We start from the raw sequence: 26612 nt of genomic DNA on the forward strand, positions 1-26612 counted from the left end.
CCTTAAATTATCTGTTGGATACCTCCGTCATTTCATTGCTTGCGCCTGAGCGGCCGCGACTGAACTCCGACCTTGTGAAGTGGATCGACAGCCGGCAAGACCAGCTGTTTCTTTCCGCGGTCACAGTTCTCGAAATTGAGCAGGGAATAAAGAAGCTTGTCCGAGCGGGAGGGTCGGCGCGGGCTGACCGACTTACGGAATGGTTGAATGCGATTCTGTGTGATTTCGGCGATCGCGTTCTGGTCGTCGACGCGGTCGTCGCGCGTCTCGCCGGCGCTATGTCCGACGCTGCAATCGCAGCCGGCGCACACCCTGGGCTTGCCGATGTCTTGATCGCCGCGACGGCGAAAGCGCATTCGGCGCTGGTGCTGACCCGTATCGGCAGACATTTTGCCGCGCTGGGAGCCGACTTCGTGGATCCGCTTGAGAGGCTGCCGTAGCGTCCTGCGACGAACGCCGTCGTCCTGCCGTAGCAATTGGATTGCAAAGAACCGTTCATGGATTGGCGCGCACCGGTAATGGATTATTGCGAAAGGCAGAGTTCGGCCTTCTGGGCGGAGCCGGCGAATGCGCTGAGCAATTTCGCTTTCGTGATCGCGGCCGCCAGCGCTTTTCTTCTTTGGCGACGGCGGGGCGGCGCCGATTATCCTGCGCTCGCGCTCATCATCGTCACCGCGTCGGTCGGCGTCGGGAGTTTCGTCTTCCATACGGTGGCGACGCGCGGCGCCATGCTGCTCGACGTCGTTCCGATCGCGCTCTTCATCTATGGCTATTTCCTGCTGGCGCTTCGCCGCTACTTTCGTCTGTCGATCGTTTGGGCGACGGCGATCACGCTCGGCTTCGCCGCCGGCTCGTCTTTCGCAACGACAGTCGACGCGCTGAACGGTTCGGTCGGCTATCTGCCGGCGCTCGCGGCGCTGGCGATCTTCGCCGCGCTGCTTTGGACATCAAGGCGCGAGACGGGGCGCGCGCTTGCCGCCGCCGCGCTGCTTTTCGCGATCTCGCTGGTCTTTCGAACGATCGACCGCGCGATCTGTCCCGCCATTCCGCTCGGCGCGCATGTCCTGTGGCATATGCTGAACGCCTGCGTGTTGTGGCTGCTGCTGCGCGCGGCGATCATCGCCGGACCGCGGGGCGATCAGGCGAGCCCGATCCAAAATGCGAAAGAGCCGACCGCGGCGTGAGAGGCGGTCAGCGGCCAGACGTTGCGCGTGAAAAGATAGGCCGTGCTCCACGCAACTCCGGCGAGAAAGGTGTTGGCGAGCAGGACGGGATCGCCATAGGCGCCGTGCATCAGCGAAAAAACCGCCGAGGAAAACAGCACGTAGTTGCGTCCGCTCATCTGCAGCCGATCGGCGATCAGCTTGGGGATCGAGCGGCAGACGATCTCCTGGCAGGGGCTCGACACCAGCAAGTAGAAGGGCGCGAAGGCGATCCAGTTCGGCTCGGGATTTGAATGAGTCAGGAACTGCGCCTCGATGACGATTCCCGCCAGAAGAAGGCAAGTCAGCGCGCCGCAGATCAGCCAGGCGCGACCGCCTCTTGGCGCGCCCAGACCGAGTTCAGCGAAGGAATATCCGCCGAGCACGCAGGCCGCGATGCAAAGCAAGGAGACGACGAGCAGCGCTTCGAAGCGGATTTGGAATGACAGCGCGCCGCCCGCGATCGCGAGGCTCGGCGCGAGCAGCAAGAGCAGGAAGCCGATCAGCGGCGCCAGGGATCGCAAGGGAAGCGTCATAAAAGCGTAACAGACTTCCCTCTGTCACAGTTCCGTGCGCCCGAGCTCCGGCAAATTGCCGCGCCGCGGCGCCTTGATGGAGAGCAGATGGGTCTGCTCCGATAAACCGGCTTTTGTTTCAATGAGTTATCTTGACGAGCCTCGCCTTGACTAAATGAAAGACCGGAAATATGTTGCGCGCGGCTCGAAAGGATTGGCCGCAAGCCGAGAATTTCGCGCCGTCTCCCGAACGGTTCGACTTTTCCGTCGCGCGGCGTCGCGCCATCGTTCAATTTTTGCCATGGCGCAATCTGCGAGGCGAAAACGCCGATGAGCGACGAAAACGACGACGACGCGGAAGACGCGGAGCGCGCGGCGCTCAACGCGCGGCTTCAAAAGCTCAACGCGGCCTTGCGCAAGGTCGATGAAGAGCAGGCCGCCGCCGAAGCGGCGCCGCGGACGGAGCGCAAAGGCTTCACGCGCGCCATGCGCGTCGGCCTCAACGCGTTCTCCGAATTCGTCGGGGCGGTGTTGGTCAGCGCCGTTATCGGCTGGCAGGCGGATCAGTGGCTTGGCACGACGCCATGGCTCTTGATCGTCATGCTCGGACTGGGCGTCGCGGCGGGATTTTGGAATGTCTATCGCGTGGCGAAGCCGAAAGCGCCGGGCGAGGAGTGAGGAGTAGAGCAGGTTCCGAAAAGGCGACAGGCTTTTTCGATGGGAACCTGCTCCAACGTTTTGATTTTGAGCGATTCCTATCGATCACATGTTGTGATCGGGAGGCGCTCTAGGGAACACGAAGGCGCGTCCTTGCGCCAAGCGGGGCCGGGCGGCGACGCCCGGAAAAAGCGATGAATCCGGAAGAAGCAGCCGCAAAGTCCAATCCCATCGAGCAGTTCGAACTGCATCGACTGTGGCCCTTCGAGATCAACGGCGTCGAGACGTCCTTCACCAACGCCTCGCTGTTCATGTTGCTCGCCGCGCTTGGCGTCGTCGCGCTGATGATTCTTGCGACCTCCAAGAAGGCGATCGTGCCGGGCCGCGTGCAGGCCATGGCAGAGATGCTCTATGAATTCGTCGCCGGCATGGTGCGTCAGACCGCCGGGACGGAAGGGATGAAGTTCTTTCCCTTCGTCTTCACGCTCTTCGCCTTCATTCTCATCGCCAATCTGATCGGGCTTGTGCCCTACACCTATTCGGTGACGAGCCAGATCGTCGTCACCTTCGCCTTCGCGATCGTGGTGATCTCGCTCGTTGTCGTTTACGGCCTCTATCGCCACGGCTTCGGCTTCCTCAATCTTTTCGTGCCGCATGGCGTGCCGCTGCCGGTGCTCGTCGTGCTGGTGCCGATCGAGATCATCTCCTTCCTGTCGCGGCCGGTGTCGCTTTCCGTCCGTCTCTTCGCCAATATCCTCGCCGGCCACATCACCCTCGCCGTGTTCGGCGGTTTCGTGGTGATGCTGCTCGGAGCCGGCGCCTGGGCGGCGCTCGCGCCCGTGCCGATCCTGGCGATCGTCGCGCTCTATGCGCTCGAGCTGCTCGTCGCTTGTCTGCAGGCGTTCGTCTTCAGCGTTCTCACATGCGTCTATCTGAACGACGCAATTCACCCGGGCCACTGATAAAAATCGAACAATAAACGTCGCCCCATTCAGCAGGAGTAAGATATGTCAGAAATGCAACTCGTCGGCGCCGGACTGGCGGCGATCGGCACCGGCGCTGCGGCGATCGGCGTCGGCATCATTTTCGGCAATTTCGTCAACGGCGCGCTGCGCAACCCGTCGGCGGCCGCTTCCCAGTTCACCAACGCCATCATCGGCGCGGCGCTTGCCGAAGGCCTGGGCATCTTCGCCTTTCTGATCGCAATCCTGCTCTTCCTGAAGCAGTGACGTTTCGCGTCCGGCCTTGCGGCCGGGCGCGCTTTCTCATGCGCCGCGCGGCCGCCGCGCGGCCTTTGTCCGAGACTTGGATCATGTCCATGGCGATCATCTCTTCCGCTTTCGCCGCCGAGGGCGAGCAGACGACGCACGAGACCGTCGGCGCCGGCGAAGCGCATCATGAGGGCGCGTTTCCGCCCTTCCAGACCGAAAATTTCGCGCCGCAGATCTTCTGGCTCGTCGTCATTTTCGGATTGCTCTACGTGCTGATGTCGCGCATCGCACTTCCGCGCGTCGGCGGCATCATCGAGAACCGGGGCGCCAAGATCGCTTCAGATCTCGGCGCTGCGCGCGAGATGCAGTCGAAGGCGCAGGCCGCCGCCGCGGCGAATGACGAAAATCTTCGTCGCCGCCGCGACGAGGCGCAAGGCATCGGCCGCGAGGCGCAGCACAAGATCGCCGCTGAGACCGCAAAGCAGCGCGAACTCGCCGAATCGCAGGCCGCGGAGAAGATCCGCGCCGCCGACGAGCGCATCGCGAGCGCAAAGACTCAGGCGCTGGCCAATGTCGAGCAGATCGCCGTCGACGCCGCCGCCTCCATCGTCGAGAAGCTCACCGGAGCCAGAATCGACCAAGCCGCGCTCGCCAAGCACGCGACATCGTCGAACTGAGGAGAGGCTCAATGCATTTCGACGCGGAATTCTACGTCGCCGTCGGCTTCACGATCTTCCTTCTCGTGATGATTTGGGTCGGCGCGCATTCGAAGTTCGCCGCCTTCATTGATGCGCGCATTAACCGCATCAAGGGCGAACTCGCCGAAGCCGAACGCCTGCGCAACGAAGCGGAGGCGCTCCTCGCGTCCTTCGAACAGAAGCGGGCGGAAGCGGAAGCCGAAGCCAAGGCCATCGTCGCGCAGGCGAAGGAAGAGGCGGAATTGATCGCCGCCGAGGGGCGTCGTCGCCTCGGCGAATTCATGGACCGCAGCGTCAAGCAGGTCGAACAGAAGATCGCTCAGGCGGAGGCGCAGGCCTCGGCCGAAGTGCGCGCCGCCGCCGCCGACGCCGCGGTTAAGATCGCCGAGCGCGCGCTCGCCGCCGGCGCGGGCGCCGGCAAGGATTTCGTCGGCGACGGCATCAAGGAATTGAAGTCGCTCGCGCACTGATGAGCCGGGCGGCTCACAATCAAAATGCTTGAGCAGGTTCTTATCGAAAAAGTCGATCAACTTTTTCGGAACCTGCTCTAGCCGCCCTTGCGCTTTTTCTCGACTGCGGGCTTTTCTGCGCCCTGAAAGCCGACCAGAATTTCGTAATCGTCCTGGGCGCGGGGGCTCATGAGCGGCACCGTGAACGGATCGGCGACGACTTGAAATTCGCCCCGCGTGCCGCCTTTTGGGATTGAGGCGCTGACGCGATAGGTCTTCGAGGCGACGAGCGTATCGTCTTTCAGACGGCGAATCGCCACCCGCAGATTGGCGCCAAAGGCGCCGGGCTGACCGAGCGCACCGAGCACGGCGGAGCCTTCGAGGCCCACTCTGATCGTCAGACGATCGCCGTCGACCACGCATTCGCGCGCCGTCTCGCCCAGCGAAAGCTGATAGCGCACATTGGCGCTATCGGCGTCCGGCGGCGAGCGCAGCATGGCCGCGCCGCTTTCGACGAAGACTTCGGGACAATCAGGCGTGGCGCCGGGCGGCGCGGGCTGCCCCTCTTTTTGTTCGCCGCCGCCGAAGATGCTGGGCACGCGAAGCCGCGGCAGTTCGAAAGCCGCCGCCACAGGCGTAAGCGCGATGGACGCTGAAACAGCAATGGCCAGGCGGCTCTGCGCACTTCTGGAGAGCTTGCCCACCGGGCGCTTCATGCATTCGTTACGGCAGCTTTGCGAATCCATCCTTGAATCCCTGCAGAGTCAGCGGCAGTCCTATGCCTTCTTCCGGAACCTGGTGAATGATGAAGGTCGCGGTCTTGCCGCTCTTCAGCTGATCGATGAGCTTGTCGTCCATCATCACCTCGGCGACGCAGCCCGTCGGCAGACATTTGACGAAGCCGGCGCGGCCGACGTCGGTTTGGTCTATTTTCAAGCCGAGCCCGTTGGGCAGGAGCACGCCGAGCGGCGCGATCACGCGCAGCAGACGGCTCTTCCCGTCGCTTGTCTTCAAGACGATGACGATGAGGTTGACGTTGCTCTTATCCTCGGCGACCACGCTCTGAATCAATGCGCATTGTTCAGCCGCCGCGCCTGCGGGCTTTTCGCAGCGCATTTCCCAATCGCCGAATTTGGCCTTGGCGGGGCCGCCTTGCGCGTGGCTCGCGTTGGCGCTGAGTCCGAGCAATAGCAATGAGGCCGCCGCCGCGACCTGATGTCGCAACAGGCGACGCGTTCTCGCAGCGCGCAAGGGCTTCATGATGGCTCCTGGCTGACGGCGCCGTGGCCGTTCAATTTCGTAACGCAGGGAAAGTGGCCGGTCGACGCGGGCCGTCCAGCGCGACAGGTCGTTGCCTATCAAATGGACTTCAACTGTCAAGGTCGTCGGCGTTCGCGCCGCATTGTTTGGCAAACGCTTTGACGCGACGATTTGTCTGTCGAATCTGGCGTTGCAACAATTGCGCGGACCGACGGTTTGTGATTGAACCGGCCGACTACCGAGCGGGGCGGGCTTTGGGCGGGCTGCGCGCGGAAATCACAAAAAGAACAATGACTGTCTGGCGAAGGGTTCGAAAGGCGGCTTTAATGTTTAACGTCAATCGACGAATGCTCACACGTGGCGCATTGGCGGCCGCCGTGGCGATTCCCGCGACTTTGTTCGCCGGCTTCGCCCTCGCACAAGTTGAAGGGCAGCCCACCCCGGGCGGCCTCGGCCTGCCGAACATGGTGACGCCGGTCGGCCTGGGCACTCAGCAATTCTACAACATGGTGCTGATGCCGATCATTTCGTTCATCGCGCTCTTCGTTTTGGGCTTGCTGGTCTATGTGAGCTATCGCTTCAACGAGCAGAAGAACCCCATTCCCTCGAAGCTGACGCACAATACGCCGCTCGAAATCATCTGGACCTTGATTCCGGTTCTGATCCTTCTGTTCATCTCCGTTCCGTCGCTGCGACTGCTGGCGGAGCAGGTTGAGGTGCCAGAGGCGTCCGTCACGATCAAAGTGACCGGCAACCAGTGGTATTGGTCCTATAAGTATCCGGAGGATCAGGGCGGCGGCTTTGGCTTCGATCAGATGCTGAAGCCCGAATCCGAACTCCAGCCCGGCGATCTTCGTCTGCTGTCCGTCGACAATGAGGCGGTTGTGCCGGTCAATGAGGTCATCGCCGTGCACATCACGTCGAACGACGTCATCCACGCTTTCGGCGTTCCGTCATTCGGCGTTCGCATGGACGCGATCCCCGGTCGTTTGAATCAGACATGGTTCAAGATCGAGAAGGAAGGCGTCTACTACGGCCAGTGCTTCTTCATCTGCGGCAAGGATCACGCCTATATGCCGATCGTGATCCGCGCGGTCAGCCGCGAGAAATACAATGAGTGGCTTGCCCAGGCGAAGCAGAAGTTCGCCAGCGCCGACTCGCGGGTGCGGGTCGCCGCCGAGAGCCACTGAATAGCCGCTGAAACGAGACGCAACGGAACACACTAGTTTTCTAAGGAACATGACGATGGCGAGTTCGACGATGGCCGGGGCGCATGATCATCCGAGGGGTTTGCGCCGCTTCCTCTTCTCCACCAACCACAAAGACATCGGCACGCTCTACATCATCCTCGGTTCGATTGGCGGCGTCATCGGCTTCCTGCTGTCGCTCGGCATGCGGCTCGAGCTGGCGTATCCCGGCGTGCAGATTTTTCCGGGTCTTGCGGAAGCGCTCCAGGGCGCCGATCCGTCGATGGCGCTGGATGCGGGCAAGAACCTCTACAACGTGTTCATCACGGTCCATGGCGTGCTCATGATCTTCTTCATGGCCATGCCGATCCTCATCGGCGGCTTCGGCAACTGGTTCGTGCCGATCATGATCGGCGCGCCGGACATGGCGTTCCCGCGCCTCAACAACATTTCATTCTGGCTGCTCTTCGCTTCGCTCGTGCTCGCCGTCATTTCGATGTTTGTCGAGGGCGCGCCGGGCATGAAGGGCTTTGGCGGCGGCTGGACCTTCTATCCGCCGCTGTCGTCGAACACCGGCTCGCCCGGCCCGGCGATGGATTTCGTGATCCTGGCGCTGCATCTTGCCGGCGCTTCGTCGATCCTTGGCGCGATCAACTTCATCACGACGATCTTCAACATGCGCGCGCCCGGCATGACGCTGCACAAGATGCCGCTGTTCGTATGGTCGATGCTCGTGACCGCCTTCCTGCTGCTGCTCGTGCTTCCGGTGCTTGCGGGCTGCGTGACGATGCTGCTCACCGACCGTAACTTCGGCACGATGTTCTATGATCCGGCGGGCGGCGGCGATCCGCTGCTGTTCCAGCATCTGCTGTGGTTCTTCGGCCATCCGGAAGTCTACATCGTCATTCTTCCCGGCTTCGGCATCATCAGCCAGATCGTGTCCACCTTCTCGAAAAAGCCGGTGTTCGGCTATCTCGGCATGGCCTATGCGATGGTCAGCATCGGCGTGCTCGGCAGCATCGTGTGGGCGCACCACATGTATACGGTCGGCATGTCGCTCAATGCGCAGCGCTACTTCACGCTGGCGACCATGGTGATCGCGGTGCCGACCGGCATCAAGATCTTCTCCTGGATCGCGACGATGTGGGGCGGGTCGATCTCGTTCCGCGCGCCGATGGTCTGGGCGATCGGCTTCATCTTCGTGTTCACGATGGGCGGCATCACCGGCGTCGTGCTCGCCAACGCCAGCGCCGACAAGCAGTTCCACGAGGGCTACTATGTCGTCGCGCACTTCCATTACACGCTGTCGCTCGGCGCGGTCTTCGCGCTCTATGCGGGGTTCTATTACTGGTTCCCCAAAATGACCGGCTACATGTATTCGGAGACTCTGGCCAAGGCGAACTTCTGGCTGCTGTTCATCGGCGTCAATGTCGTCTTCTTCCCCCAGCACTTCCTCGGACTGGGCGGGATGCCGCGCCGCTACATCGACTATCCGGACGCTTACGCGCTTTGGAACCTGGTGTCGTCCTCCGGCATGATCTTCGTCACGCTCTCGCTGATCGTCTGGTTCTACGCGATCATTGACGCCTTCATGAAGAAGCGGCTGGCCGGCGCCAATCCTTGGGGCGTGGGCGCAACGACGCTGGAATGGACTCTGTCTTCGCCGCCGCCGTTCCATCAGTTCCAGGTTCTGCCGCGCATCACCGGGACGACGCGGTAACGAAACGACGCGACGGCGCGAGCGAACTCGCGCCGTCGCTGCAAGCCGGCGCCGGCGAGCATGACGTGGCTCACAGCGCCCGCCTCGGCGGCCAAGGTTTTGAGTGAAACGCCATGAGCGACGCATCCTATCTGCATGACGAACAGGCTCCGCGCATCTCGGTCGCGTCGCCGTCGGACTATTTCGCGCTTCTCAAGCCGCGCGTGATGTCGCTTGTGGTGTTCACCGCGCTCGCCGGCCTGTTGCTCGCGCCGACGCCGCCGCATCCGCTGATCGGCTTTGCTTCGCTCCTGGCGATCGCCGTCGGCGCCGGCGCCTCGGGCGCGCTCAACATGTGGTACGACGCCGACGTCGACGCGCTCATGACGCGCACGCGCAAGCGCCCGATCCCGGCCGGCCGGCTCGATCCCGAGGCGGCGCTTGGCTTTGGTCTCGTGCTGGCGACGCTGTCGGTCTTTACGCTCGGCTATGTCGCGAACTGGTTCGCCGCCGCGCTGCTCGCCTTCACCATCTTCTTCTATGTCGTGATCTATACGATGCTGCTCAAGCGCTGGACGCCGATGAACATCGTCATCGGCGGGGCCGCCGGCGCGCTTCCGCCGATGGTCGGCTATGCCGCCGCGACAGGCGAGATCAATCTTGCGAGCGTCGTGCTTTTCGCGATCATCTTCATGTGGACGCCGCCGCACTTCTGGTCGCTCGCCTTGCTGAGAAGCGAGGACTACGCCCGCGCCGGCGTGCCGATGCTGCCCAATGTCCACGGCGAAGACCGCACGCGTCTCGAAATCCTCATCTACGCGCTGGCGCTCGCGCCGCTTGGCGTTGCGCCATGGCTGCTGGGTTTCGCCTCGCTCGCCTACGGCCTCGTCTCAATAGGCTGCGGGATCGCGCTCGTCGCTGGCGCGGCGATGGTCTTCAGGCGGCGCGAAGGCGATGCGGCGCGTCTGGCCGCCCGCCGGATGTTTTTGTTCTCCATCCTCTATCTATTCCTGCTGTTCCTGGTCCTCGTCGTCGAGCAGACCGCGCATATTTTCGCGCTGATCTAGGCGGCTAAGCGAATGGTGAGCGAAATGATCGATGCAGGAGACAAGATGAAAGAGCGTGCCAGTCTATTCGACCGGCCAGGGGTCGTGTTGACCGAAGAGCAGGCGCGTAGCCGTCGGACGCGCAATATCGCGATCGGCGTGACGATCGCGCTTCTCGCCGTGCTGTTCTACGCCGTCACGCTGGTGAAGTTTGGCGCGGCCGTCGTCAACCGGACGATCTGATGATGAACGCGCCGGCGCCTCGTTCACGCAAACGCCCGCAGATGATCGCGGCGGCGCTGGTCGTGGGCACGGCGGCGATGCTCGGCCTGTCTTTCGCTTCGGCTCCGCTTTACCGCGCCTTTTGCGCGGCGACCGGCTTTGGAGGCACGCCGAGGACCGATCTCGCCGGCGCGCCGTCTCCGGGCGAGCGCGTGCTCACCGTGCGCTTCGACGCCAACGTCGTCCGCGATCTTCCGTGGCGCTTCGAGCCCGAGGTCGCCAAGATCTCCTTGCGCACCGGCGAGACGAAAACCGTCTATTACAAGGTCGCCAATCTTTCTGATCGCGAGACCAGCGGCCAGGCGGCCTACAATGTCACGCCCGGCCAGGCCGGCGCCTTCTTCGTCAAGGTCGCCTGCTTCTGCTTCGAGGAGAAGCGGCTCGGACCGCACGAGGCCGAGGAATGGCCGGTGGTTTTCTATCTCGATCCCGCTCTTGAGCGTGAAGAAGGCATGCGCGGCGTTCGCGAGATCACGCTTTCCTACACGTTCTTCGCCATCAAGGATTCCACTGCGGCGAAGACCAGCGAGACGGCGATCGCAAAGCCGAAGGGTTGACGGCGCCGCGCGACTTGACCGCGCGGCAAACTAGGGGACTGGCCGGTACCGCCGGCCGATGACAAGGAAGAGCAAGATGGCGGACGGACACGCGAAACCCGAACACGACTATCATCTGGTCGATCCGAGTCCGTGGCCGATTGTGGGCGCGTTCGCCGCGCTCATCACGGCGATCGGCGCGGTCATGTGGATGGCGCAGCACAAAGGCGCGCCGATCGGCGGCATGACCTTCGGCGGCACCATGTTCTTTGTCGGCATGGGCGGCATTCTCCTCGTGATGTACGCTTGGTGGAGCGACATCATTCACGAAGCGAGCGTCGGCGGATTTCACTCGCCGGTCGTGCGGCTGCATCATCGCTACGGCATGATCCTGTTCATCTTCTCGGAGGTGATGTTCTTCGTCGCCTGGTTCTGGGCGTTCTTCAATTCGGCGCTCTTCCCAGCCGATGCGGTGCAGGTCATGCGCACCGAATTGTTCCAGGGCGTCTGGCCGCCCAAGGGCATGGAAGTGCTGAGCCCCTGGAAGCTGCCGCTCCTCAATACGCTCATTCTGCTCAGCTCCGGCGCGACTCTGACCTGGGCCCATCACGGCCTCCTGGAAAACAACCGCGGCGTCTTGAAGAAGGGCTTGATCGCGACGATCGCGCTCGGTCTGCTCTTCACGACGATCCAGGCCTATGAATATCTCCACGCGCCCTTCGCCTTCGCCTTCGACCCGGCGAAGCCGGCGGCGACGAATTACGGCTCGACCTTCTTCATGGCGACCGGCTTCCACGGTTTCCACGTGATCGTCGGCACGATCTTCCTCATCGTGTGCCTGCTGCGCGTCTTCAGGGGCGCCTTCACGCCGGACCAGCATTTGGGCTTCGAATTCGCCGCCTGGTACTGGCACTTCGTCGACGTCGTCTGGCTGTTTCTGTTCGCCTGCATTTACGTGTGGGGGAACTGGGGCGGGACAATGGAATAGGCGCGCCGACGCCAGTCTGAACATTGGACGGTCACGGGCGCGCCCGTGACCGTTTTCGTTGGAGGACCAACATGTCACAAGAGCACGTCTATCCGCCCGTTTCGCTCTATGTCGACGGAATCCTCGGCAGATGTCCGCGCTGCGGCAAGGGCCACATGATCCGCGGCCTGCTGACCGTTGCGCCGACATGCGAGGTTTGCGGGCTCGATTTCTCCTTTGCCGACGCGGGCGATGGTCCGGCGATCATGGTCATGACCGTCGTCGGCTTCGTCGCGATCGCGGTGCTGTGGTACGTCGAGGTGACATATCAGCCGTCCTATTGGGTGCATGCCGCGATTCTTGTGCCCCTGTCGGCCATTCTTTGCGTCGGGCTGCTGCGGCCGATGAAGGGCCTGCTGATCGCCCTGCAATATTTCAACAAGGCTGAAGAAAGCCGTCATCAGTCGTGAACGCCGCCGTCCGCGCGCTTCTGGGGCCGGCGGTTGCGACGACGCTGCTCTTTGCGCTGCTGGTCAGTCTGGGGTTTTGGCAGGTGCGGCGGCTCGGCGAAAAAGAGGCGCTGATCGCGCGCGTCGAACAGCGCTCCACGCAGTCGCCGCAGCCGATTCCGCCACCTGACCGATGGGCGAGCCTTCGCGCTGAAGATTACGACTTCATGCATGTGCGCGCGGCGGGTCGTTTTATCGGCGGCCGCGACGCGCTCGTCTTCGCCGCGCCGCCGGAGGGCGCGAGCCGAGAGCCGGGCTATTGGCTGATCACGCCTTTCGCGCTGATGGGCGGCGGCCTCGTGCTTGTCGATCGGGGATTCCTCCCCGCCTCAAAAGCCGGCGACGCCGCCGTGCGCGCCGCCCCTCCGGGCGAAGTGACGCTCGTCGGACTGCTGCGCGCGCCGGAGCGCCGCAACCCTTTCACGCCCGCTGACCAACCCGAAAAGGGCGTCTTTTACGCTCGCGATCCGCTGGCGATCGCCGGCGCTCTCGGCTTAGCCGACGCCGCGCCCTTCGCGCTCGTCCTCGACGCGGTTCCTGCGGCGGGGCCGGATTGGCCGCGCCCGGCGGGGGGCGTCCCAACGATCGTCAATAATCATTTCTCCTACGCCGTGACCTGGTTCAGTCTGTCGCTCGCGCTGCTCGTCGTTTTTGGGATCTACGCACGCGGCGTTCTTGCACATGAGCGCATCTAGCCACCTCGGGCTTGCAGCGCTGTCGAATATGCTATGAAAAGCGCACTGACACGCGCGCGAGCGGCGCGCGCTCTTCCATCCATGGATCGACGGTTGCGCTATCTCTCAACCCGCGGCGAGGCCGCGCAGCTTGGCTTTGACGACGTGCTGCTCGCCGGTCTCGCGACCGACGGCGGGCTCTACACGCCGCTCGCCTATCCGCGTCTCGCGCCTTCCGAGATCGCCGGGCTCGCGGGCCGGTCCTATGCCGAAGCGACGGCGCAAGTGATCGCGCCTTATCTCAGCGAGACGTTTTCGCGTGAGGTTTTGCGGACGCAGACAGAGAGCGCCTATAGCGGGTTTCGTCACCGCGCGATCGCGCCGCTGACGCAGATCGCCGACAATCTCTTCGTTCTCGAACTTTTTCACGGGCCGACGCTCGCCTTCAAGGATCTGGCGATGCAGCTCCTCGGGCGCATGATGAATCATGTGCTCGAAGAGCGAAATCTGCGCGCCACCATCGTCGGCGCGACGTCCGGCGATACGGGCGCCGCGGCGATCGAGGCGTTCAAGGGTCTGGACCGCGTCGACGTCTTCATCCTGTTTCCGCACGGCCGGGTCTCCGACGTGCAGCGCAAGCAAATGACCACGGTCGACGACGCCAATGTTCATACGATCGCGCTGCAGGGTTCGTTCGACGACGCGCAAGCGATATTGAAACGGCTGTTTCGCGCCGCCGACTTTCGCACGCGCGTCGGACTCGCCGGCGTCAATTCGATCAACTGGGCGCGCGTCGTCGCGCAGACCGTCTATTATTTCACGAGCGCCGTGGCGCTCGGCGCGCCGCATCGGCATATTTCCTTCGCCGTGCCGACAGGCAATTTCGGCGACGTGCTCGCCGGCTATGTCGCCAAGCGGATGGGTCTGCCGATCGAGAGACTGGTCGTCGCCACCAACGCCAACGACATTCTTGCGCGCGCGCTTGCAAGCGGGCGTTACGAGCCGCGCGGCGTGACGCCGACTCAGTCGCCGTCGATGGACATTCAGGTTTCATCCAATTTCGAGCGCTTGTTATTCGACGCGAGCGGGCGCGATCCGGCGGTGGTCCGCGCCGCTTTCGCCTCGCTCGATCAATCCGGCGCCTTTGAGATTCCAGCTGCGGCGCTCGCCGCCATTCGCGCCGAATTCGATGCCGAGTCCGTCGGCGAAGCCGAGACGACGGAGGAGATTCGCCGCACCTGGCGCGAGACCGGCTATGTGCTCGATCCGCATACGGCGACCGGCGTCACCGCGGCGCGCGCGCGGCTTGCGAAAGATCCGGCGACGCCCGTCATCGCCCTTTCGACGGCGCATCCGGCAAAGTTTCCAGACGCCATTGAGCGCGCCATCGGACTGCGTCCGCAGCCGCCTGAAAATATTGCGGCCCGACTTGACGCGCCGGAACGATTCACGATTCTTGAAAATGATGGCGCGCGAGTCGCCGAATTTATTTCATCGCACGCGCGCGCGGCGAAGAACTGACAAGGTCTGGCAAGGAGCACGATGGCGATCTTCAGCGTAATCGGGCGACGCGACCTGCCGATTAGAGGCGACGGTCTTTATTTGCGCGCGTCCGAAATGCGCGATTACTTGGAGTGGGCCGAACTGCGCGAAAAAAGCCGCTCCTTCCTGACGCCCTGGGAGCCGCTCTGGCCAATCGACGATCTCACACGGGCGAGCTTTCGCTATCGCGTGCGCCGCCACGCCGAGGAAATGGCCCGTGACGAGGCCTATTCCTTCTTCATCTTCCGTGAGGAGGACGACGCGCTGATGGGCGGCCTCTCCTTCGGTCATGTCCGGCGGGGCGTGTCGCAGGCGGCGACGCTCGGCTATTGGATGGGCGAACCCTATGCCGGCAAGGGCCACATGACCCGCGCCGCTCGCGCCGCTTGCGCCTATGCTTTCGAGAAGCGCGGCTTCCATCGCATCGAGGCGGCTTGCCTACCGACGAACGAGCCCTCTAAGCGTCTGCTGGAGCGCGTCGGTTTCAAGCAGGAGGGCTATGCGCGCTCTTATCTCAACATCAACGGCCAGTGGCGCGACCATTTGCTGTATGCGATGTTGGAAACTGATCCTCAGCCGATCAATCCGCCATCGCCGGCGTAAGCGGTGCTGAAAGAAACGCCCCGCGATCGATGCTGGGCGCGCGGCGCGGGACGAGCTTCCCGTGCGGCTTGAGCCGCGCCGTCTTTCAAAATCCATCGCCGCCTTTTTGCTGCTGGCGCCGAGATCGCTCACGCGAGCGCCGCTTTCTGCAGAGCGACGAGGTCTGCAACCCCTTGCTGGGCGAGCGCCAGCATGGCCGAAAGCTCATCTTGGGAAAACACCGCGACTTCGGCTGTCGCCTGAATTTCAACGAGGCCGCCCGAGCCGGTGAGAACGAAATTGGCGTCGGTCGCCGCGGTCGAATCCTCGGCGTAATCGAGGTCGATCACCGGGGTTGCGTTGAAGATGCCGCAGGACACGGCGGCGACATGATCGCGCAGCGGGCTTTCCTTGACGATGGAGCGCGAACGCATCCAATCAAGGCAATCATGCAGCGCCAGCCAGGCGCCGGTGATCGACGCCGTGCGCGTGCCGCCATCCGCCTGGATGACGTCGCAGTCGACGACGATCTGCCGCTCGCCAAGCGCGGGCAGATTGGTGACGGCGCGCAGCGAGCGGCCGATGAGGCGCTGGATTTCCTGCGTGCGTCCCGAGAGCCTTCCGGCGGCGGCCTCGCGACGCGTGCGCGTGTGGGTGGCGCGCGGCAGCATGGAATATTCCGCCGTGACCCAGCCTCGGCCCTGGCCGCGCAGCCACGGCGGCGGCTTGTCCTCGAGCGACGCCGCGCAGAGCACCTGCGTATTGCCGAATTTAACGAGGCAGGAGCCCTCGGCGTAGCGGGCGACGCCTCGCTCGAAACTCACCTGGCGCATCTCGTCGGGCGCGCGTTTACTGGGGCGCATAATAGCTCCGTTGTCGTATGGGTTGCGCCTTCTATCGCGCTTTCGGCGAGCGTGAAAGCGCCGGGCGAGCGACGGCGTCTTGCGCTGGCGGCCGCATGGTGAAACCATGAGCTAACGGGGCCGGCCGAAACCAGGCTCCGACCATAAGGAGGGAGTGATGGGCCAGATGTTGTCCCAAGCGTCGTCCCAAGGAGCGCATTCTCACGAGGCGAGAGCCCAGGGCCCCCGGCTGATTGCGCTGGCGGGCCCTTTTCAATGCGGCAAGACCACACTTCTCGAGGCTATTCTGGCCCACGCCGGCGCGATCCCGCGGCAGGGCCCCGTCGCTGCAGGAGCCAGCGTCGGCGACTCCAGTCCGGAAGCCCGCGCCCATCAGATGAGCGTCGAGGCCAATGTCGCGACGGTCGATTATATGGGCGACCACTACACATTCGTCGATCTGCCAGGCTCCGTCGAATTCGCCCATGACTCGCGCAATATCCTGCCGGCGGTCGACGCCGCCGTCGTTGTTTGCGAGGCCGACCCCCGCAAGATACCGGCGCTGCAGCTCATTTTGCGCCAGCTCGAAGAGCTCGGCGTGCCGCATTTCATTTTCCTGAACAAGATCGACGCCGCGACCATCGATGTGCGCGAGGCGCTCAGCATTCTGCAGCAGGCTTCGCGCACGCCGCTGCTGCTGCGCCAGGTTCCGATCTGGAACAATGGCGTCGCGATCGGCTTCATCGATCTCGCGCTGGAGCGCGCCTATGTCTATCGCGAACATGCGCCGTCGGAAGTCGTCGACATTTCCGGAGGCGACGTCGCGACCGAGAAGGAAGCCCGCTACTCGATGCTGGAGCGGCTCGCCGACTATGACGACGCGCTGATGGAGGAGCTGATTTCCGATATCGAGCCGCCGCGCGATCAGGTTTTCGACGACCTCACCAAGGAATTGCGCGCCGGACTGGTCGTGCCTTTGTTCATCGGCTCGGCCGAACGAGGCGCCGGCGTGACGCGGCTGTTGAAAGCGATGCGTCACGAGGCGCCGGGAATCGAAGCGACCCGCGTGCGGCTTGGCGTCGGCGAGGGCGGCCCCGCGCTCGCCCGCATCTTCCGCACGATCCACACGCCGCACGGCGGGAAAATGTCGGTTGCGCGCGTGCTGCGCGGCGCCCTCGCGGACGGCCAGACCGTCGCTTCGCCGCAGGGGGAGGATCGCATTTCAGGCATGTCGCATTTGATGGGCGCGGCGACGAGCAAGACGACGGAGGCGAAGACCGGAGACGTCGTCGCTCTCGGGCGTCTTGATCATGCGCAGACCGGCGACACGATCGTCGCCGACGCGCGCGCTGGCGCGGCGGATCTGCAGAAGACGCGCGCGCAAGCTCCCGATCCGGTGCATGCCCTGGCGCTTAATGTGAAGGACCGCAAGGACGAGATGCGCCTCGCCGCGGCGATGACGAAGCTCATCGAGGAAGATCCTTCGCTCGTTTTCGTTCATGACCAGGAGCTGTCGCAGATCAAGCTCTTCGGCCAGGGAGAGATGCATTTGCGCGTCGCGCTCGAACGCCTCGCCTCGCGCTTCAACGTCGCGGTCGACTGCTCAAAGCCGACGGTCGCCTATCGCGAAACGATCCGCCATAAGGTCACCGTCCGCGGCCGCCACAAGAAGCAGTCGGGCGGACATGGCCAGTTCGGCGACGTCGTGATGGAGATCGCGCCACGCGGCCGCGGCGAAGGATTCGCCTTCAGCGAGCGCGTGCATGGCGGCTCTGTGCCCAGGCAATATTTCTCGTCCGTCGACGCCGGCTGTCAGGACGCCTTGCTGCACGGCCCGTTGGGCTTTCCGGTGGTCGACGTCGAGGCGGTGCTGACCGACGGCTCGTACCATTCCGTCGATTCTTCCGACATGGCCTTTCGCACGGCGGCGCGCATCGGCATGAGCGAAGCCCTGGAAAAGGCCGAACCGATCCTGCTGGAGCCGGTGCTTGCGGTCGATATTTTCGTGCCGAGCGACGCGATGTCGCGCGCCACCGGCATCGTCTCGGCGCGGCGCGGCCAGATCATGGGCTTTGGTCCGCGCGAGGGTTGGGAAGGCTGGGACAAGCTCGAAACTCTGATCCCGGAAGCGGAGATGGACAATCTCATCGTCGAATTGCGCTCCGCGACCGCGGGCGCGGGCTTTTATCAAGCGCGTTTCGACCATCTCGCGGAAGTCGTCGGCAAGCAGGCGCGCGACATCGTCGCCGCGCATACGGCGAAGGCGAACGCGGGGTAGCTGAGCCAAGGGAGCCCGTATTACTTTACGGAAATACGTTCTCCCTCCTCGGTCTTGATCGAAATTCTTTTCGGTCCAACGAGACTCTTTAGCGATTCCGCGACCGCTCGAAGCTCTCCCTGGCTTGATCCTTTAAGTATTGCCTGGACGTGTTTATGGTCGGTCCCTCGCTCTTGAACACGAATTTGGTCAACGTTGCTCAGGCTGCCGAGGAAATCAAACGCCGTTTTTACTTTTTCATATGGCAAATTTTCCATGCAAAGGTCTATATTCCACTTTATTGGTCTGGAAGTGATACGAGGTGATCTTTCGCGCAAGATCATCTGTTTGATTTGACTTAGTTCTTGCATAATAAATTCCTGCCCGGGAATTTCCTTTTTGCTTATTTTTGCGACGGTGAATTCACCGAAATGCTTGAGAAATGTTGTATATGCCGGATCATCAGAAGCACGCTTGTGTGTTGCTGAGATTTTTTCAGAAAGTTTCTCTTTAAATTCTAATATGGCATTGTATCTTAGATCTCTCGGATACTCGAGGTGTTCGATTGGCGAGGTATCGAACGAATAGGTTGTTTTATCATCTTTAATTATTATCGTGGGTTTGTCGAATGCTAACCTTAACCAAGTTCGAACATTACATTTGGGTTTTTGCCGCTAACGTCGCAGACCACGATCGGGTTATCGTAAAGATTTTGAAGTATTCTTTTCTGAATTATCCCAACGTCTTGAGCGTCGCTTACCAAGTTTGGTTCGAAATCTGCCTGCTCAATTGCAACCTCGAGTATTTCTCGTACCTCGACCCAATGCTGTTCCGAGCAGCCGTCGAGTGCTGAAATTGGCATTACGATGCCGCATATTGGACGTGTATTTTCGGTCATTAGGGCTTCTTAGAACTGAAAGACGGATGAGTGTTCCCAACGCCTGTGGCTGTACATCAAATATCTGAGAGCGACTAGCGCGGAAAGTCGCGCTGGGAAACCGAGCGCAGAGGGGTCGTCACGCAACTTGATATCGCAGATACAAGAGCGCGCGCTTACGTTGGCTAACTCCGCTGCGTGAGTCTCCCCAATCGGGCCGCGCACCTGTGCGCGCGAGCACAGTAAGTGAATTCGCTTTGAATGATCATCGACGCCTTCTTCGCAGGGGGACGATGAGATGCGAATGTTCATATTCCTGGTGGCCGCCGCTCTCGCCATGACCTTCAGTCTCTATTCGAGCGCTGGCGGCCTGAAGGGCGCATCGACCTCCGCGCCGCAGGCGATGACCCTCGACGCCAATCCGTCGCCGCGTTGCGTTAAGAGCAAAAAAATGCGTCAGGCGAACGTCGGATGCGTCATGAAGGGCAAACGCCGCAGCGCGTGATAGGGGCGCTTGATCCGTCGACCGGCGGACATAGCTAGTGGCGCAACATCCCCTATGCGCGAGGAGAGGCTCAGCATGTCCATCCCCGGCGGCGCCGAGACGGCGGCGAAGACGATTGAATTGCAGATTGCGCCGCGCGCGCGCGATCTCGGCGGCTTTAGCGTCAGGCGCGCCTTGCCCGACGACAGGCGCCAGATGGTCGGGCCGTTCATCTTTTACGATCATTTCGGCCCGGTTCAATTCGCGCCGGGACAGGGGATAGACGTGCGTCCGCATCCCCATATCGGGCTTGCGACCGTCACCTATCTTTTCGACGGTCGCATTCTGCATCGCGACAGTTTGGCGAATGTGCAGGAGATCGCGCCTGGCGCGATGAATTTGATGACCGCCGGGCGCGGCATCGTTCATTCCGAGCGCACGCCGCCGGGACCGCGCGCGGCGGGTCAACAGATGCTCGGCGTGCAAAGCTGGCTGGCCTTGCCGCTGGCGCAAGAAGAAACCGAGCCGAGCTTCCAGCATTTTAGCGCGAACGTTCTTCCCATCGTCGAGGATCAAGGCGTGTTCGCGCGCGTCATCGCCGGCGCGGCGTTCGGGGCGACATCGCCCGTGGAGACCCTGTCGGATTGGTTCTATGTCGAGCTGCGTCTCTCGGCCGGCGCCTCCGCGCCGCTCGACGCCGATTATGAGCAGCGCGCGCTTTATCTCGTCGAGGGCGCCATTGAGATCGCCGGCGAACGTTTCGATGAGCCGCAACTGCTGATCTTCAGCCCCGGCGCCGCGATCACGATCCGCGCGCTTTCCGATGCGCGGATGATGCTGCTTGGCGGCGCGCCGGTCGACGGACGCCGCTATGTCTGGTGGAATCTCGTCTCTTCCGCCAAGGAGCGGATCGAACAGGCCAAGCGCGACTGGCGGGAAGGGAAGTTCCCTTCAGTGCCGGGCGACGCGGAGTTCATTCCGCTGCCGGAAGAATGATCGCTCACAGCTCCGGCTGTCCTGCGGGACAATTTGCTCTCCACGCATCGATGGGCTATTAGGCTACTAATACGGTAGACTAACCAAGGATAATGGAGAGACTCGCAAATGCCAGGAAAGTTCGCGGCCGCAGGCCTGGGTTCTCTCGTTATCGGTCTGTTTCTGTCGCCAGCCTTGGCCGGTCAGACGCTGCTGAACGTCTCCTATGATCCTACGCGCGAACTCTATAAGGCGGTTAACGAAGCCTTTGTGGCCGACTGGAAAGCCAGCGGCGCCGGAGAAGTCGAGATCAAAACGTCGCATGGCGGGTCTGGCGCTCAGGCGAGGGCGGTCATCGACGGCCTCGCCGCCGACGTCGTGACATTGGCGTTGGCCAACGACATCGACCAAATCGCCGCGAGAAGCGGTAAAATTCCCGCCGATTGGCAGAAGCGCCTGCCGAACAATTCTTCTCCCTATACGTCGACGATCGTGCTGCTTGTGCGTAAGGGAAATCCAAAGGCGATCCGGGATTGGGGCGATCTTGCAAAACCCGGCGTCGCAGTGGTGACGCCCAACCCGAAAACAGGCGGGGGCGCGAGATGGAATTTTCTTGCGGCCTGGGCGTATGGCCTCGCCAAATTCAACGGCGACGAGGCGAAGACGCAAGAATTGGTCAAGGCGATTTACGCCAACGCCCCGGTGCTCGACTCCGGCGCGCGCGGCTCGACGACGACATTCGCCCAGCGCGGCATCGGCGATGCGCTGATCACTTGGGAAAACGAAGCGTTCTTGACGCTGCAAGAATTTGGCGCGGACAAATTTGAGATCGTCACGCCGTCGATTTCGATACTCGCCGAGCCCGCCGTCTCGATCGTCGACGGAAACGTTGACGCGAAAGGCACGCGCAAGCTCGCCGAGGCCTATCTTGATAGCCTGTTCAAGCCGAAGGCGCAGGCGCTGATCGCCAAATTCGGCTATCGTCCGGCTTCTCCCCAATACGCTTCGAAAGAAGATCTTAAACGCTTCGCCAAAATCAAACTTGTCACCATTGATAAGCAGTTTGGCGGCTGGCCAGCAGCGCAGAAGAAATTCTTCGCCGACGGCGGCATCTTCGATGAGATACAGAAGCGCTAAGGAGCGTTGTTTCCGTCGGCGAGGAGAGAAATCAAGTTACGGCTCCACCACCACGGTGGCGCCCACCGCGACGCGGTCGTAGAGATCGACGACGTCCTCGTTGAGCATGCGGATGCAGCCATAGGAAGCGGCGGAGCCGATCGACTTGCGCATCTTTTGCGTGGTGCCGTGGATCGCGACCTGACCCTCGCTGAGCGTCATGGCGCGGGCGCCCATCGGGTTATTCGACGCGCCGCCGGGGATCACCTCCGGCAGTTCCGGATGATCGTGCTTCACATCTTCCGGCGGCGTCCAATCGGGCGCGACGAATTTGGCGTTGATCTGCACGACGCCGCTCCATTCCTTGCCCGCCTTCGGCACCGCCACCTTGTAGGCGATAGCGTCGTCCTGATCGACGATGAGATAGAGCTTGCGCTCGTGCTCGCTGACGACGATGGAGCCGGGATCGAGCTCGGAGTGATAATGAACGAATTCGCGGGCGGCGGCGGCCTGCGGCGCCGAGGCGGCGCCGATGATGGCGGCGGCGAAAACGAATTGGGCGATCTTGGAAGTGCGGCGGTTCATTGTCTTGCGCTCGATGTTCGATGTCTCGATGAGCGCGTTGTAGAAGAGGCGCCGCCCGCATGCCGTGCGGCGGCGCACGCGGGAAATTCCTTCAGCTGAGCGTCGAAGCGGAATCTTGCGCGGCGCCCTCAGGCCGCAAGCGTTCTTTCAACCATCTGAAACATGCAATTCCAAGAAAACCGACGATGATCAGCGTGTGGGGCGCGGTGATCGAGAAGTGATAGGCCAAGGCCGCGGAAATGGCGCGTTCCTTCTGGAGGCCGTAGCCGTTGACGAGATAGGCGACGATGCCGGCCTCAAACAGCCCCAGGCCGGCGGGGCTTGCGGGAACGGCGACCGCGAGCGCGCCGATCATCAATAATGTAATCGCGTGGATGAGGGTGAAATCGATTTCAGGCAGCAGCGTTCTGAAGGCGACATAGACCAGGCAGACATTGGTCATCCATATCGAGGCCGTGAAGAAAGCCGTTCTCGCCGCGCGATGATGGGCGACCAATCCGCCTGCCTGTTTGAAAAAAGCGTCCAGCCGCAAGGCGTTTACGATGCGCCAATCCGGAAGGCGCCAGACGACGGCTTTTCGCCGGAAGACGAACATGCAGCAAAAAACAATTGAAAGGATCGCGGCGGCTGCGGTCAACAGGCGCGGATCGATGATGCGGGAATCGGAGTTCGCAAGGATGAGCAACGACAAAAGGACGATCGCGGTAACGTCGTAGAGTTTTTCCAGCAGGACTGCGGCGCTGATGCCGCCGATCGCATAATTAAAATAGGAATGTCCAAAATAGATTTTCACGCCTTCGCCAGCCCGGAACGGAATTAAACTGTTGAAGGTGAATCCCATCGTGGCGATCAGAAAACCGGACGAAAGTCCGCCGCCAAGCAGCGTCGACAGGCGCGATCCATAGAACAGCAAGACGAACACATTCATCGTCATTGCGATCAGAACCGCGCTTAAGGGGATCTGCTTCAGCTCCTGCGACAGATCGGCGAACTCGATGTTCTGATAGAGCCAGTAGGAAATGTAGGCAAAAAAGGCGGCGTTTAGAATCAGCGCGACATATCCGCTGCGCTGAGAGATAAATTTTATTGAGTTGGCCGCTCGCTGCGGCGCGGAGCTCGCGGACAAAGGCCGAAGGCCGCCGACCGGCGAGACAATCTCGCTCAATCGCAGCTCGGGCGCGAGACGCGTCGGTCGAAGTCGATCGTCCTCTACGCTCATGGCCATCTCGCTACGCGCGGAATAGCGCTTCGCCTCATAGGCCAGAAAAATGGCCGGCGCGAAGACCGGCCTATTCTCTGGCCCGCACAGACCATCCGCTTAGAGCGCGCTGCGAAAAAGTGGGAACCGGTTTTTCGCGTAGAGCGCGCTCTAAACTATGGGAATCGATCACGTTATCTGCATTTGGGCGATTCCGCCCAAATGCAGCGTGATCTAGTGCAGATACTGGCCGCCGTTGATCGTCAGCGTCGAGCCGGTGATGAAGCCGGCGTCATCGGCGGCGAGGAATACGACGGCGCGCGCGATCTCTTCGGGCTCGCCGAGGCGGCCGACGGCGATATAGGGAATGATGTGCTTGTCGAGCACGTCCTGCGGAACGGCCTTCACCATCTCGGTCGCGATATAGCCCGGCGCGATGGCGTTGACGGTGATGCCCTTCGATGCGCTCTCCTGAGCCAGCGCCTTCACGAAGCCGATGTCGCCGGCCTTGGAGGCGGAATAGTTGGTCTGGCCGGCCTGGCCCTTCTGGCCGTTGATCGACGAGATGACGATGATGCGGCCGAAGCCGCGATCGCGCATGCCGTTGATGACCGGGCGCGTGACGTTGAACAGCGAGTTCAGATTGGTGTTGATCACCGCCTGCCACTGGGCAAGCTCCATCTTGTGGAACAGACGGTCCTTGGTGATGCCGGCGTTGTTGACGAGAATGTCGACCGGGCCGATCTCTTTCTCGATCTGCGCGATTCCGGCGGCGCAGGCGTCGTAGTCGGACACGTCGAACTTAAAGACCGGAATGCCCGTCTCAGCCTTGAACTTATTGGCGGCTTCGTCATTGCCGGCGTAAGTCGCCGCGACAGTGTAGCCCGCCGCCTTCAGCGCCTTGGAAATCGCTTCGCCGATGCCGCGCGTGCCGCCTGTCACAACTGCAGTTCTTGCCATTTAAAGAGTCTCCTCCAGAATTTGTTGATCGTTTGAAACGGCGGTCGGCAGTTGTGAGCAGGCAGTCGGAGAGTATCGCAACCCGACTGCCGATCGCCTATCGCCGACTGCCTCGGATTACCGCTCCACCGTCAGCGCGATGCCCATGCCGCCGCCGATGCAGAGCGTCGCGAGGCCCTTCTTGGAGCCGCGACGCGCCATCTCGTGCAGGAGCGTGGTGAGCACGCGCGCGCCGGAGGCGCCGATCGGATGGCCGATGGCGATCGCGCCGCCGTTGACGTTCACGATCGCCGGATCCCAGCCCATGTCCTTATTGACCGCGAGCGCCTGCGCCGCGAAGGCTTCGTTCGCCTCGATGAGATCGAGGTCGGCGACTTTCCAGCCGGCCTTCTCCAGCGCTTTGCGCGACGCGGGGATCGGCCCGGAGCCCATCAATGACGGGTCGACGCCGGCGGTCGCCCAGGAGGCGATGCGCGCCAGCGGAGTCAGGCCGCGCTTCTTGGCCTCATCGGCGCTCATCACGATGAGCGCCGCGGCGCCGTCGTTGAGGCCCGAGGCGTTCGCCGCCGTCACCGTGCCGTCCTTGGCGAAGGCCGGGCGCAGCTTGCCGACGCCGTCCATGGTCACGCCATGCTTGATATATTCGTCGGCGTCGACGACGACGTCGCCCTTCTTGGTCGAGATCGTATAGGGGATGATTTCGTCCTTGAACTTGCCGGCCTTCTGCGCGGCCTCGGCCTTGTTCTGCGACTTGACCGCGAATTCGTCCTGCTGCTCGCGGGTGATCTGCCACTGCCGGGCGACGTTCTCGGCGGTGACGCCCATGTGATAATTGTTGAAGGCGTCGGTGAGCCCGTCGATGATCATGGTGTCGACGAATTTGACGTCGCCCATTTTGGTGCCCGTGCGCAGCTGCGACGCATGCGGCGCGAGCGACATCGACTCCTGACCGCCGGCGACGATGATGCTGGCGTCGCCCGCCTGGATCTGCTGGGCCGCGAGCGCCACGGCGCGCAGCCCGGAGCCGCAGACCTGATTGATCCCGAAGGCCGTGGCGATGTCCGGAACGCCGGCCTTGATCGCCGCCTGACGCGCCGGATTCTGGCCCTGCGCGGAGTCGAGCACCTGCCCGAGAATGACCTCGTTCACTTCACTGGGCTGGACGTTGGCGCGCTCGAGAGCGGCCTTGATGGCGACGGCGCCGAGCTCGTGGGCCGGAACCGCTCCAAAGGCTCCGTTGAACGATCCGACGGCGGTGCGCGCCGCGGAAACGATCACGATATCGGTCATCTGTCGATCTCCTTAAAAAATAGTCCAACCGCCCGACCGCCTTAGCCGGCCAGGGGGCGAAGTGTTGGTCCCTTTCGCGCTTGCGGTGGGCAAGCGCGGCCCGTTTTGCACGGAATCGAGCGGTAGCGAAAGGCTTTCGGCATGAAAATATTGCCGCAGGCGCCAATTTGCGCGTATCGTCCAACGCTAGACGGCTGTTTTTAGGCGGGTGGCGGCCGTGGGGCGAGGGGAGCATGTCAGGCGTATGGCGACTGAGAAAAAACCCACAACGATCAAGAAATACGCCAATCGTCGGCTCTATGACACCGGAACGAGCACCTATGTGACGCTGGAGGACCTTGCCGGGATGGTGAAGCGCGGCGAGGATTTCGTCGTGTGCGATGCAAAAACCGGCGACGACATCACCCGCCCGGTTCTGGCCCAGATCATCTTCGAGCAGGAGGGCAAGGAAGGCCAGAGCCTGCTGCCGATCGCCTTCCTGCGCCAGCTCATCCGCTTCTACGGCGACTCGATGCAGATGCTGGTGCCGAGCTATCTCGAATTCTCGATCGACAAGCTGACGAAGGAACAGCAAAGATTCCGGGATCAGTTCACCTCGGCGCTCGGCGTCGGGGGCGCGCCGTTCGCCGAGCCGACACGGGCGGCGTTCCAATCGCTCGAAGAGCAGGCGCGCAAGAACATGGCCGTGTTCCGTCAGGCGCTGACCATGTTCAATCCCTTCGGCGTGCCGACGGAAGGCATGATGACCACCGCGCCGTCGCTCGACGAGCAGGAGACTGGCGGCGTTCGCAAGGAAGGCGGCGACGTCGCCGACCTGAAGCGCCAGCTCGACGAGCTGAACAAGCGGATCGATAATCTGTCGAAGGGGTGAGGCTGGTTAGCGTAATGCTGAGTTTCTCCTTCTCCCGCAAGCGGGAGAAGGTGTCGCGCGAAGGCGCGACGGATGAGGGCAACGGCGTTCAGGAAATTGCGACGCCCTCACCCGACCCGGCCAAAAGCCCGTCGTTAGCGA

The 26612-nt window shown here is 62.3% G+C and carries 31 protein-coding genes; 22 read left to right on the plus strand and 9 right to left on the minus strand.

Annotated features, from left to right (window positions below; translation table 11 throughout):
• Positions 1-14 precede the first annotated feature (14 nt).
• Both ACPS74_RS15440 and ACPS74_RS15445 read left to right on the plus strand, forming a co-directional pair.
• Complete coding sequence (locus ACPS74_RS15440) at positions 15-440, plus strand: PIN domain-containing protein (RefSeq protein ID WP_239754852.1); 426 nt, start codon at positions 15-17, stop codon at positions 438-440.
• Positions 441-497: 57 nt separating this feature from the next.
• On the plus strand, positions 498-1184 hold the full coding sequence (locus tag ACPS74_RS15445; protein ID WP_029652006.1) for a ceramidase domain-containing protein: 687 nt from the start codon (positions 498-500) through the stop codon (positions 1182-1184).
• Here the strand turns inward: ACPS74_RS15445 and ACPS74_RS15450 are convergent.
• The gene (locus tag ACPS74_RS15450) at positions 1139-1738 is read right to left on the minus strand and encodes a CPBP family intramembrane glutamic endopeptidase (protein ID WP_029652007.1); all 600 of its coding nucleotides are present in this window, start codon (positions 1736-1738) and stop codon (positions 1139-1141) included. The two genes, ACPS74_RS15445 and ACPS74_RS15450, sit on opposite strands and share 46 nt — an antisense overlap.
• A 309-nt stretch (positions 1739-2047) precedes the next feature.
• On the opposite strand from ACPS74_RS15450, the gene ACPS74_RS15455 reads away from it, so the two are divergent.
• The 5 genes from ACPS74_RS15455 to ACPS74_RS15475 all read left to right on the plus strand — a co-directional run bounded on the left by ACPS74_RS15455 (position 2048) and on the right by ACPS74_RS15475 (position 4753).
• On the plus strand, positions 2048-2395 hold the full coding sequence (locus ACPS74_RS15455) for an AtpZ/AtpI family protein (protein WP_026222820.1): 348 nt from the start codon (positions 2048-2050) through the stop codon (positions 2393-2395).
• A 173-nt stretch (positions 2396-2568) separates the two neighbouring features.
• The gene (locus ACPS74_RS15460) at positions 2569-3336 is read left to right on the plus strand and encodes a F0F1 ATP synthase subunit A (RefSeq protein WP_018407488.1); all 768 of its coding nucleotides are present in this window, start codon (positions 2569-2571) and stop codon (positions 3334-3336) included.
• Positions 3337-3381: 45 nt separating this feature from the next.
• Positions 3382-3603, plus strand: coding sequence for a F0F1 ATP synthase subunit C (locus ACPS74_RS15465; RefSeq protein WP_014892520.1), 222 nt, complete (start codon positions 3382-3384; stop codon positions 3601-3603).
• An 89-nt stretch (positions 3604-3692) separates the two neighbouring features.
• Positions 3693-4262, plus strand: coding sequence for an ATPase (locus tag ACPS74_RS15470; protein WP_036242395.1), 570 nt, complete (start codon positions 3693-3695; stop codon positions 4260-4262).
• An 11-nt stretch (positions 4263-4273) separates the two neighbouring features.
• Complete coding sequence (locus ACPS74_RS15475) at positions 4274-4753, plus strand: ATP F0F1 synthase subunit B (RefSeq protein ID WP_029652008.1); 480 nt, start codon at positions 4274-4276, stop codon at positions 4751-4753.
• A 77-nt stretch (positions 4754-4830) separates the two neighbouring features.
• Here ACPS74_RS15475 and ACPS74_RS15480 read toward each other — a convergent pair whose 3' ends face one another.
• Together ACPS74_RS15480 and ACPS74_RS15485 are read right to left on the minus strand one after the other, a co-directional pair.
• Positions 4831-5478, minus strand: a complete 648-nt coding sequence (locus tag ACPS74_RS15480) for a hypothetical protein (protein WP_239754843.1) — start codon at positions 5476-5478, stop codon at positions 4831-4833.
• Complete coding sequence (locus tag ACPS74_RS15485; protein ID WP_029652010.1) at positions 5456-5992, minus strand: invasion associated locus B family protein; 537 nt, start codon at positions 5990-5992, stop codon at positions 5456-5458. Before ACPS74_RS15485 ends, ACPS74_RS15480 begins: the two co-directional genes overlap by 23 nt.
• Before the next feature lie 326 nt (positions 5993-6318).
• On the opposite strand from ACPS74_RS15485, the gene coxB reads away from it, so the two are divergent.
• The 10 genes from coxB (at position 6319) to ACPS74_RS15535 (ending at position 15037) form a co-directional block, all read left to right on the plus strand.
• A complete protein-coding gene (gene coxB / locus ACPS74_RS15490; RefSeq protein ID WP_029652011.1) occupies positions 6319-7182 on the plus strand; it encodes a cytochrome c oxidase subunit II in 864 nt (287 codons plus the stop codon).
• A gap of 55 nt (positions 7183-7237) precedes the next feature.
• Complete coding sequence (gene ctaD, locus ACPS74_RS15495) at positions 7238-8899, plus strand: cytochrome c oxidase subunit I (RefSeq protein ID WP_036242400.1); 1662 nt, start codon at positions 7238-7240, stop codon at positions 8897-8899.
• A gap of 113 nt (positions 8900-9012) precedes the next feature.
• The gene (locus ACPS74_RS15500; RefSeq protein WP_029652013.1) at positions 9013-9945 is read left to right on the plus strand and encodes a heme o synthase; all 933 of its coding nucleotides are present in this window, start codon (positions 9013-9015) and stop codon (positions 9943-9945) included.
• A 45-nt stretch (positions 9946-9990) separates the two neighbouring features.
• Positions 9991-10167, plus strand: a complete 177-nt coding sequence (locus ACPS74_RS15505; protein WP_029652014.1) for a hypothetical protein — start codon at positions 9991-9993, stop codon at positions 10165-10167.
• Positions 10167-10763 (plus strand): cytochrome c oxidase assembly protein, encoded by a 597-nt coding sequence (locus ACPS74_RS15510; protein WP_029652015.1) that lies wholly within the window; start codon positions 10167-10169, stop codon positions 10761-10763. The genes ACPS74_RS15505 and ACPS74_RS15510 overlap by 1 nt, the downstream gene beginning before the upstream one ends.
• A gap of 76 nt (positions 10764-10839) precedes the next feature.
• On the plus strand, positions 10840-11730 hold the full coding sequence (locus ACPS74_RS15515; protein WP_029652016.1) for a cytochrome c oxidase subunit 3: 891 nt from the start codon (positions 10840-10842) through the stop codon (positions 11728-11730).
• 71 nt (positions 11731-11801) lie between these two features.
• Positions 11802-12179, plus strand: coding sequence for a DUF983 domain-containing protein (locus ACPS74_RS15520; RefSeq protein ID WP_018407500.1), 378 nt, complete (start codon positions 11802-11804; stop codon positions 12177-12179).
• Positions 12176-12913 carry an SURF1 family protein gene (locus ACPS74_RS15525; protein ID WP_029652017.1) on the plus strand — a complete coding sequence of 246 codons (738 nt, stop codon included), beginning with the start codon at positions 12176-12178 and terminating at the stop codon, positions 12911-12913. Before ACPS74_RS15520 ends, ACPS74_RS15525 begins: the two co-directional genes overlap by 4 nt.
• A gap of 93 nt (positions 12914-13006) precedes the next feature.
• Positions 13007-14413: a threonine synthase gene (gene thrC / locus ACPS74_RS15530; protein WP_029652018.1), complete on the plus strand. Its 1407-nt coding sequence runs from the start codon at positions 13007-13009 to the stop codon at positions 14411-14413.
• Between the two features lie 21 nt (positions 14414-14434).
• The gene (locus ACPS74_RS15535) at positions 14435-15037 is read left to right on the plus strand and encodes a GNAT family N-acetyltransferase (RefSeq protein ID WP_029652019.1); all 603 of its coding nucleotides are present in this window, start codon (positions 14435-14437) and stop codon (positions 15035-15037) included.
• A gap of 128 nt (positions 15038-15165) precedes the next feature.
• Here the strand turns inward: ACPS74_RS15535 and rph are convergent, their stop codons facing one another.
• On the minus strand, positions 15166-15879 hold the full coding sequence (gene rph, locus ACPS74_RS15540) for a ribonuclease PH (protein ID WP_018407504.1): 714 nt from the start codon (positions 15877-15879) through the stop codon (positions 15166-15168).
• 157 nt (positions 15880-16036) lie between these two features.
• Between rph and ACPS74_RS15545 the strand changes: the two genes are divergently transcribed.
• Positions 16037-18136, plus strand: coding sequence for an elongation factor G (locus ACPS74_RS15545; RefSeq protein WP_029652020.1), 2100 nt, complete (start codon positions 16037-16039; stop codon positions 18134-18136).
• Positions 18137-18752: 616 nt separating this feature from the next.
• Here ACPS74_RS15545 and ACPS74_RS15550 read toward each other — a convergent pair.
• Positions 18753-19013, minus strand: a complete 261-nt coding sequence (locus ACPS74_RS15550; protein ID WP_193392197.1) for a hypothetical protein — start codon at positions 19011-19013, stop codon at positions 18753-18755.
• A gap of 283 nt (positions 19014-19296) precedes the next feature.
• Between ACPS74_RS15550 and ACPS74_RS15555 the strand changes: the two genes are divergently transcribed.
• The 3 genes from ACPS74_RS15555 (at position 19297) to ACPS74_RS15565 (ending at position 21588) form a co-directional block, all read left to right on the plus strand.
• A complete protein-coding gene (locus tag ACPS74_RS15555) occupies positions 19297-19497 on the plus strand; it encodes a hypothetical protein (RefSeq protein WP_051381856.1) in 201 nt (66 codons plus the stop codon).
• 75 nt (positions 19498-19572) lie between these two features.
• Positions 19573-20472, plus strand: a complete 900-nt coding sequence (locus ACPS74_RS15560) for a pirin family protein (RefSeq protein WP_051381857.1) — start codon at positions 19573-19575, stop codon at positions 20470-20472.
• Between the two features lie 108 nt (positions 20473-20580).
• The gene (locus ACPS74_RS15565; RefSeq protein ID WP_029652024.1) at positions 20581-21588 is read left to right on the plus strand and encodes a sulfate ABC transporter substrate-binding protein; all 1008 of its coding nucleotides are present in this window, start codon (positions 20581-20583) and stop codon (positions 21586-21588) included.
• A gap of 36 nt (positions 21589-21624) precedes the next feature.
• On the opposite strand, the gene ACPS74_RS15570 is transcribed toward ACPS74_RS15565, so the two are convergent.
• The 4 genes from ACPS74_RS15570 to ACPS74_RS15585 all read right to left on the minus strand — a co-directional run bounded on the left by ACPS74_RS15570 (position 21625) and on the right by ACPS74_RS15585 (position 25600).
• On the minus strand, positions 21625-22230 hold the full coding sequence (locus tag ACPS74_RS15570) for a L,D-transpeptidase (protein ID WP_036242392.1): 606 nt from the start codon (positions 22228-22230) through the stop codon (positions 21625-21627).
• Positions 22231-22243: 13 nt separating this feature from the next.
• Positions 22244-23371 (minus strand): lysylphosphatidylglycerol synthase transmembrane domain-containing protein, encoded by a 1128-nt coding sequence (locus ACPS74_RS15575; RefSeq protein WP_239754841.1) that lies wholly within the window; start codon positions 23369-23371, stop codon positions 22244-22246.
• Positions 23372-23584: 213 nt separating this feature from the next.
• Entirely contained in the window at positions 23585-24310 is a 726-nt protein-coding gene (gene phbB / locus ACPS74_RS15580; protein ID WP_026222828.1) for an acetoacetyl-CoA reductase, read from the minus strand.
• A gap of 117 nt (positions 24311-24427) precedes the next feature.
• A complete protein-coding gene (locus tag ACPS74_RS15585; RefSeq protein ID WP_029648900.1) occupies positions 24428-25600 on the minus strand; it encodes an acetyl-CoA C-acetyltransferase in 1173 nt (390 codons plus the stop codon).
• Positions 25601-25844: 244 nt separating this feature from the next.
• Between ACPS74_RS15585 and phaR the strand changes: the two genes are divergently transcribed.
• Positions 25845-26471 carry a polyhydroxyalkanoate synthesis repressor PhaR gene (gene phaR / locus ACPS74_RS15590; protein WP_029648901.1) on the plus strand — a complete coding sequence of 209 codons (627 nt, stop codon included), beginning with the start codon at positions 25845-25847 and terminating at the stop codon, positions 26469-26471.
• The last annotated feature ends 141 nt before the right edge of the window (positions 26472-26612 follow it).

Origin of the sequence: Methylocystis sp. SB2, from assembly GCF_049817085.1 — a bacterium.
Taxonomy (GTDB): domain Bacteria; phylum Pseudomonadota; class Alphaproteobacteria; order Rhizobiales; family Beijerinckiaceae; genus Methylocystis; species Methylocystis rosea.

Bases quoted from the DNA above. Each gene is read 5' to 3' on its own strand.
- ctaD (WP_036242400.1), top strand. From the start codon at position 7,238: ATGGCGAGTTCGACGATGGCCGGGGCGCATGATCATCCGAGGGGTTTG.
- ACPS74_RS15500 (WP_029652013.1), top strand. From the start codon at position 9,013: ATGAGCGACGCATCCTATCTGCATGACGAACAGGCTCCGCGCATCTCG.
- ACPS74_RS15480 (WP_239754843.1), bottom strand. From the start codon at position 5,478: ATGGATTCGCAAAGCTGCCGTAACGAATGCATGAAGCGCCCGGTGGGC.
- ACPS74_RS15475 (WP_029652008.1), top strand. From the start codon at position 4,274: ATGCATTTCGACGCGGAATTCTACGTCGCCGTCGGCTTCACGATCTTC.
- ACPS74_RS15565 (WP_029652024.1), top strand. From the start codon at position 20,581: ATGCCAGGAAAGTTCGCGGCCGCAGGCCTGGGTTCTCTCGTTATCGGT.
- phaR (WP_029648901.1), top strand. From the start codon at position 25,845: ATGGCGACTGAGAAAAAACCCACAACGATCAAGAAATACGCCAATCGT.
- ACPS74_RS15575 (WP_239754841.1), bottom strand. From the start codon at position 23,371: ATGAGCGTAGAGGACGATCGACTTCGACCGACGCGTCTCGCGCCCGAG.
- ACPS74_RS15555 (WP_051381856.1), top strand. From the start codon at position 19,297: ATGTTCATATTCCTGGTGGCCGCCGCTCTCGCCATGACCTTCAGTCTC.
- ACPS74_RS15485 (WP_029652010.1), bottom strand. From the start codon at position 5,992: ATGAAGCCCTTGCGCGCTGCGAGAACGCGTCGCCTGTTGCGACATCAG.
- ACPS74_RS15550 (WP_193392197.1), bottom strand. From the start codon at position 19,013: ATGACCGAAAATACACGTCCAATATGCGGCATCGTAATGCCAATTTCA.
- ACPS74_RS15535 (WP_029652019.1), top strand. From the start codon at position 14,435: ATGGCGATCTTCAGCGTAATCGGGCGACGCGACCTGCCGATTAGAGGC.
- phbB (WP_026222828.1), bottom strand. From the start codon at position 24,310: ATGGCAAGAACTGCAGTTGTGACAGGCGGCACGCGCGGCATCGGCGAA.
- coxB (WP_029652011.1), top strand. From the start codon at position 6,319: ATGTTTAACGTCAATCGACGAATGCTCACACGTGGCGCATTGGCGGCC.
- ACPS74_RS15505 (WP_029652014.1), top strand. From the start codon at position 9,991: ATGAAAGAGCGTGCCAGTCTATTCGACCGGCCAGGGGTCGTGTTGACC.
- ACPS74_RS15515 (WP_029652016.1), top strand. From the start codon at position 10,840: ATGGCGGACGGACACGCGAAACCCGAACACGACTATCATCTGGTCGAT.
- ACPS74_RS15470 (WP_036242395.1), top strand. From the start codon at position 3,693: ATGGCGATCATCTCTTCCGCTTTCGCCGCCGAGGGCGAGCAGACGACG.
- ACPS74_RS15560 (WP_051381857.1), top strand. From the start codon at position 19,573: ATGTCCATCCCCGGCGGCGCCGAGACGGCGGCGAAGACGATTGAATTG.
- rph (WP_018407504.1), bottom strand. From the start codon at position 15,879: ATGCGCCCCAGTAAACGCGCGCCCGACGAGATGCGCCAGGTGAGTTTC.
- ACPS74_RS15585 (WP_029648900.1), bottom strand. From the start codon at position 25,600: ATGACCGATATCGTGATCGTTTCCGCGGCGCGCACCGCCGTCGGATCG.
- ACPS74_RS15460 (WP_018407488.1), top strand. From the start codon at position 2,569: ATGAATCCGGAAGAAGCAGCCGCAAAGTCCAATCCCATCGAGCAGTTC.
- ACPS74_RS15465 (WP_014892520.1), top strand. From the start codon at position 3,382: ATGTCAGAAATGCAACTCGTCGGCGCCGGACTGGCGGCGATCGGCACC.
- ACPS74_RS15520 (WP_018407500.1), top strand. From the start codon at position 11,802: ATGTCACAAGAGCACGTCTATCCGCCCGTTTCGCTCTATGTCGACGGA.
- ACPS74_RS15445 (WP_029652006.1), top strand. From the start codon at position 498: ATGGATTGGCGCGCACCGGTAATGGATTATTGCGAAAGGCAGAGTTCG.
- ACPS74_RS15510 (WP_029652015.1), top strand. From the start codon at position 10,167: ATGATGAACGCGCCGGCGCCTCGTTCACGCAAACGCCCGCAGATGATC.
- ACPS74_RS15545 (WP_029652020.1), top strand. From the start codon at position 16,037: ATGGGCCAGATGTTGTCCCAAGCGTCGTCCCAAGGAGCGCATTCTCAC.
- ACPS74_RS15450 (WP_029652007.1), bottom strand. From the start codon at position 1,738: ATGACGCTTCCCTTGCGATCCCTGGCGCCGCTGATCGGCTTCCTGCTC.
- ACPS74_RS15455 (WP_026222820.1), top strand. From the start codon at position 2,048: ATGAGCGACGAAAACGACGACGACGCGGAAGACGCGGAGCGCGCGGCG.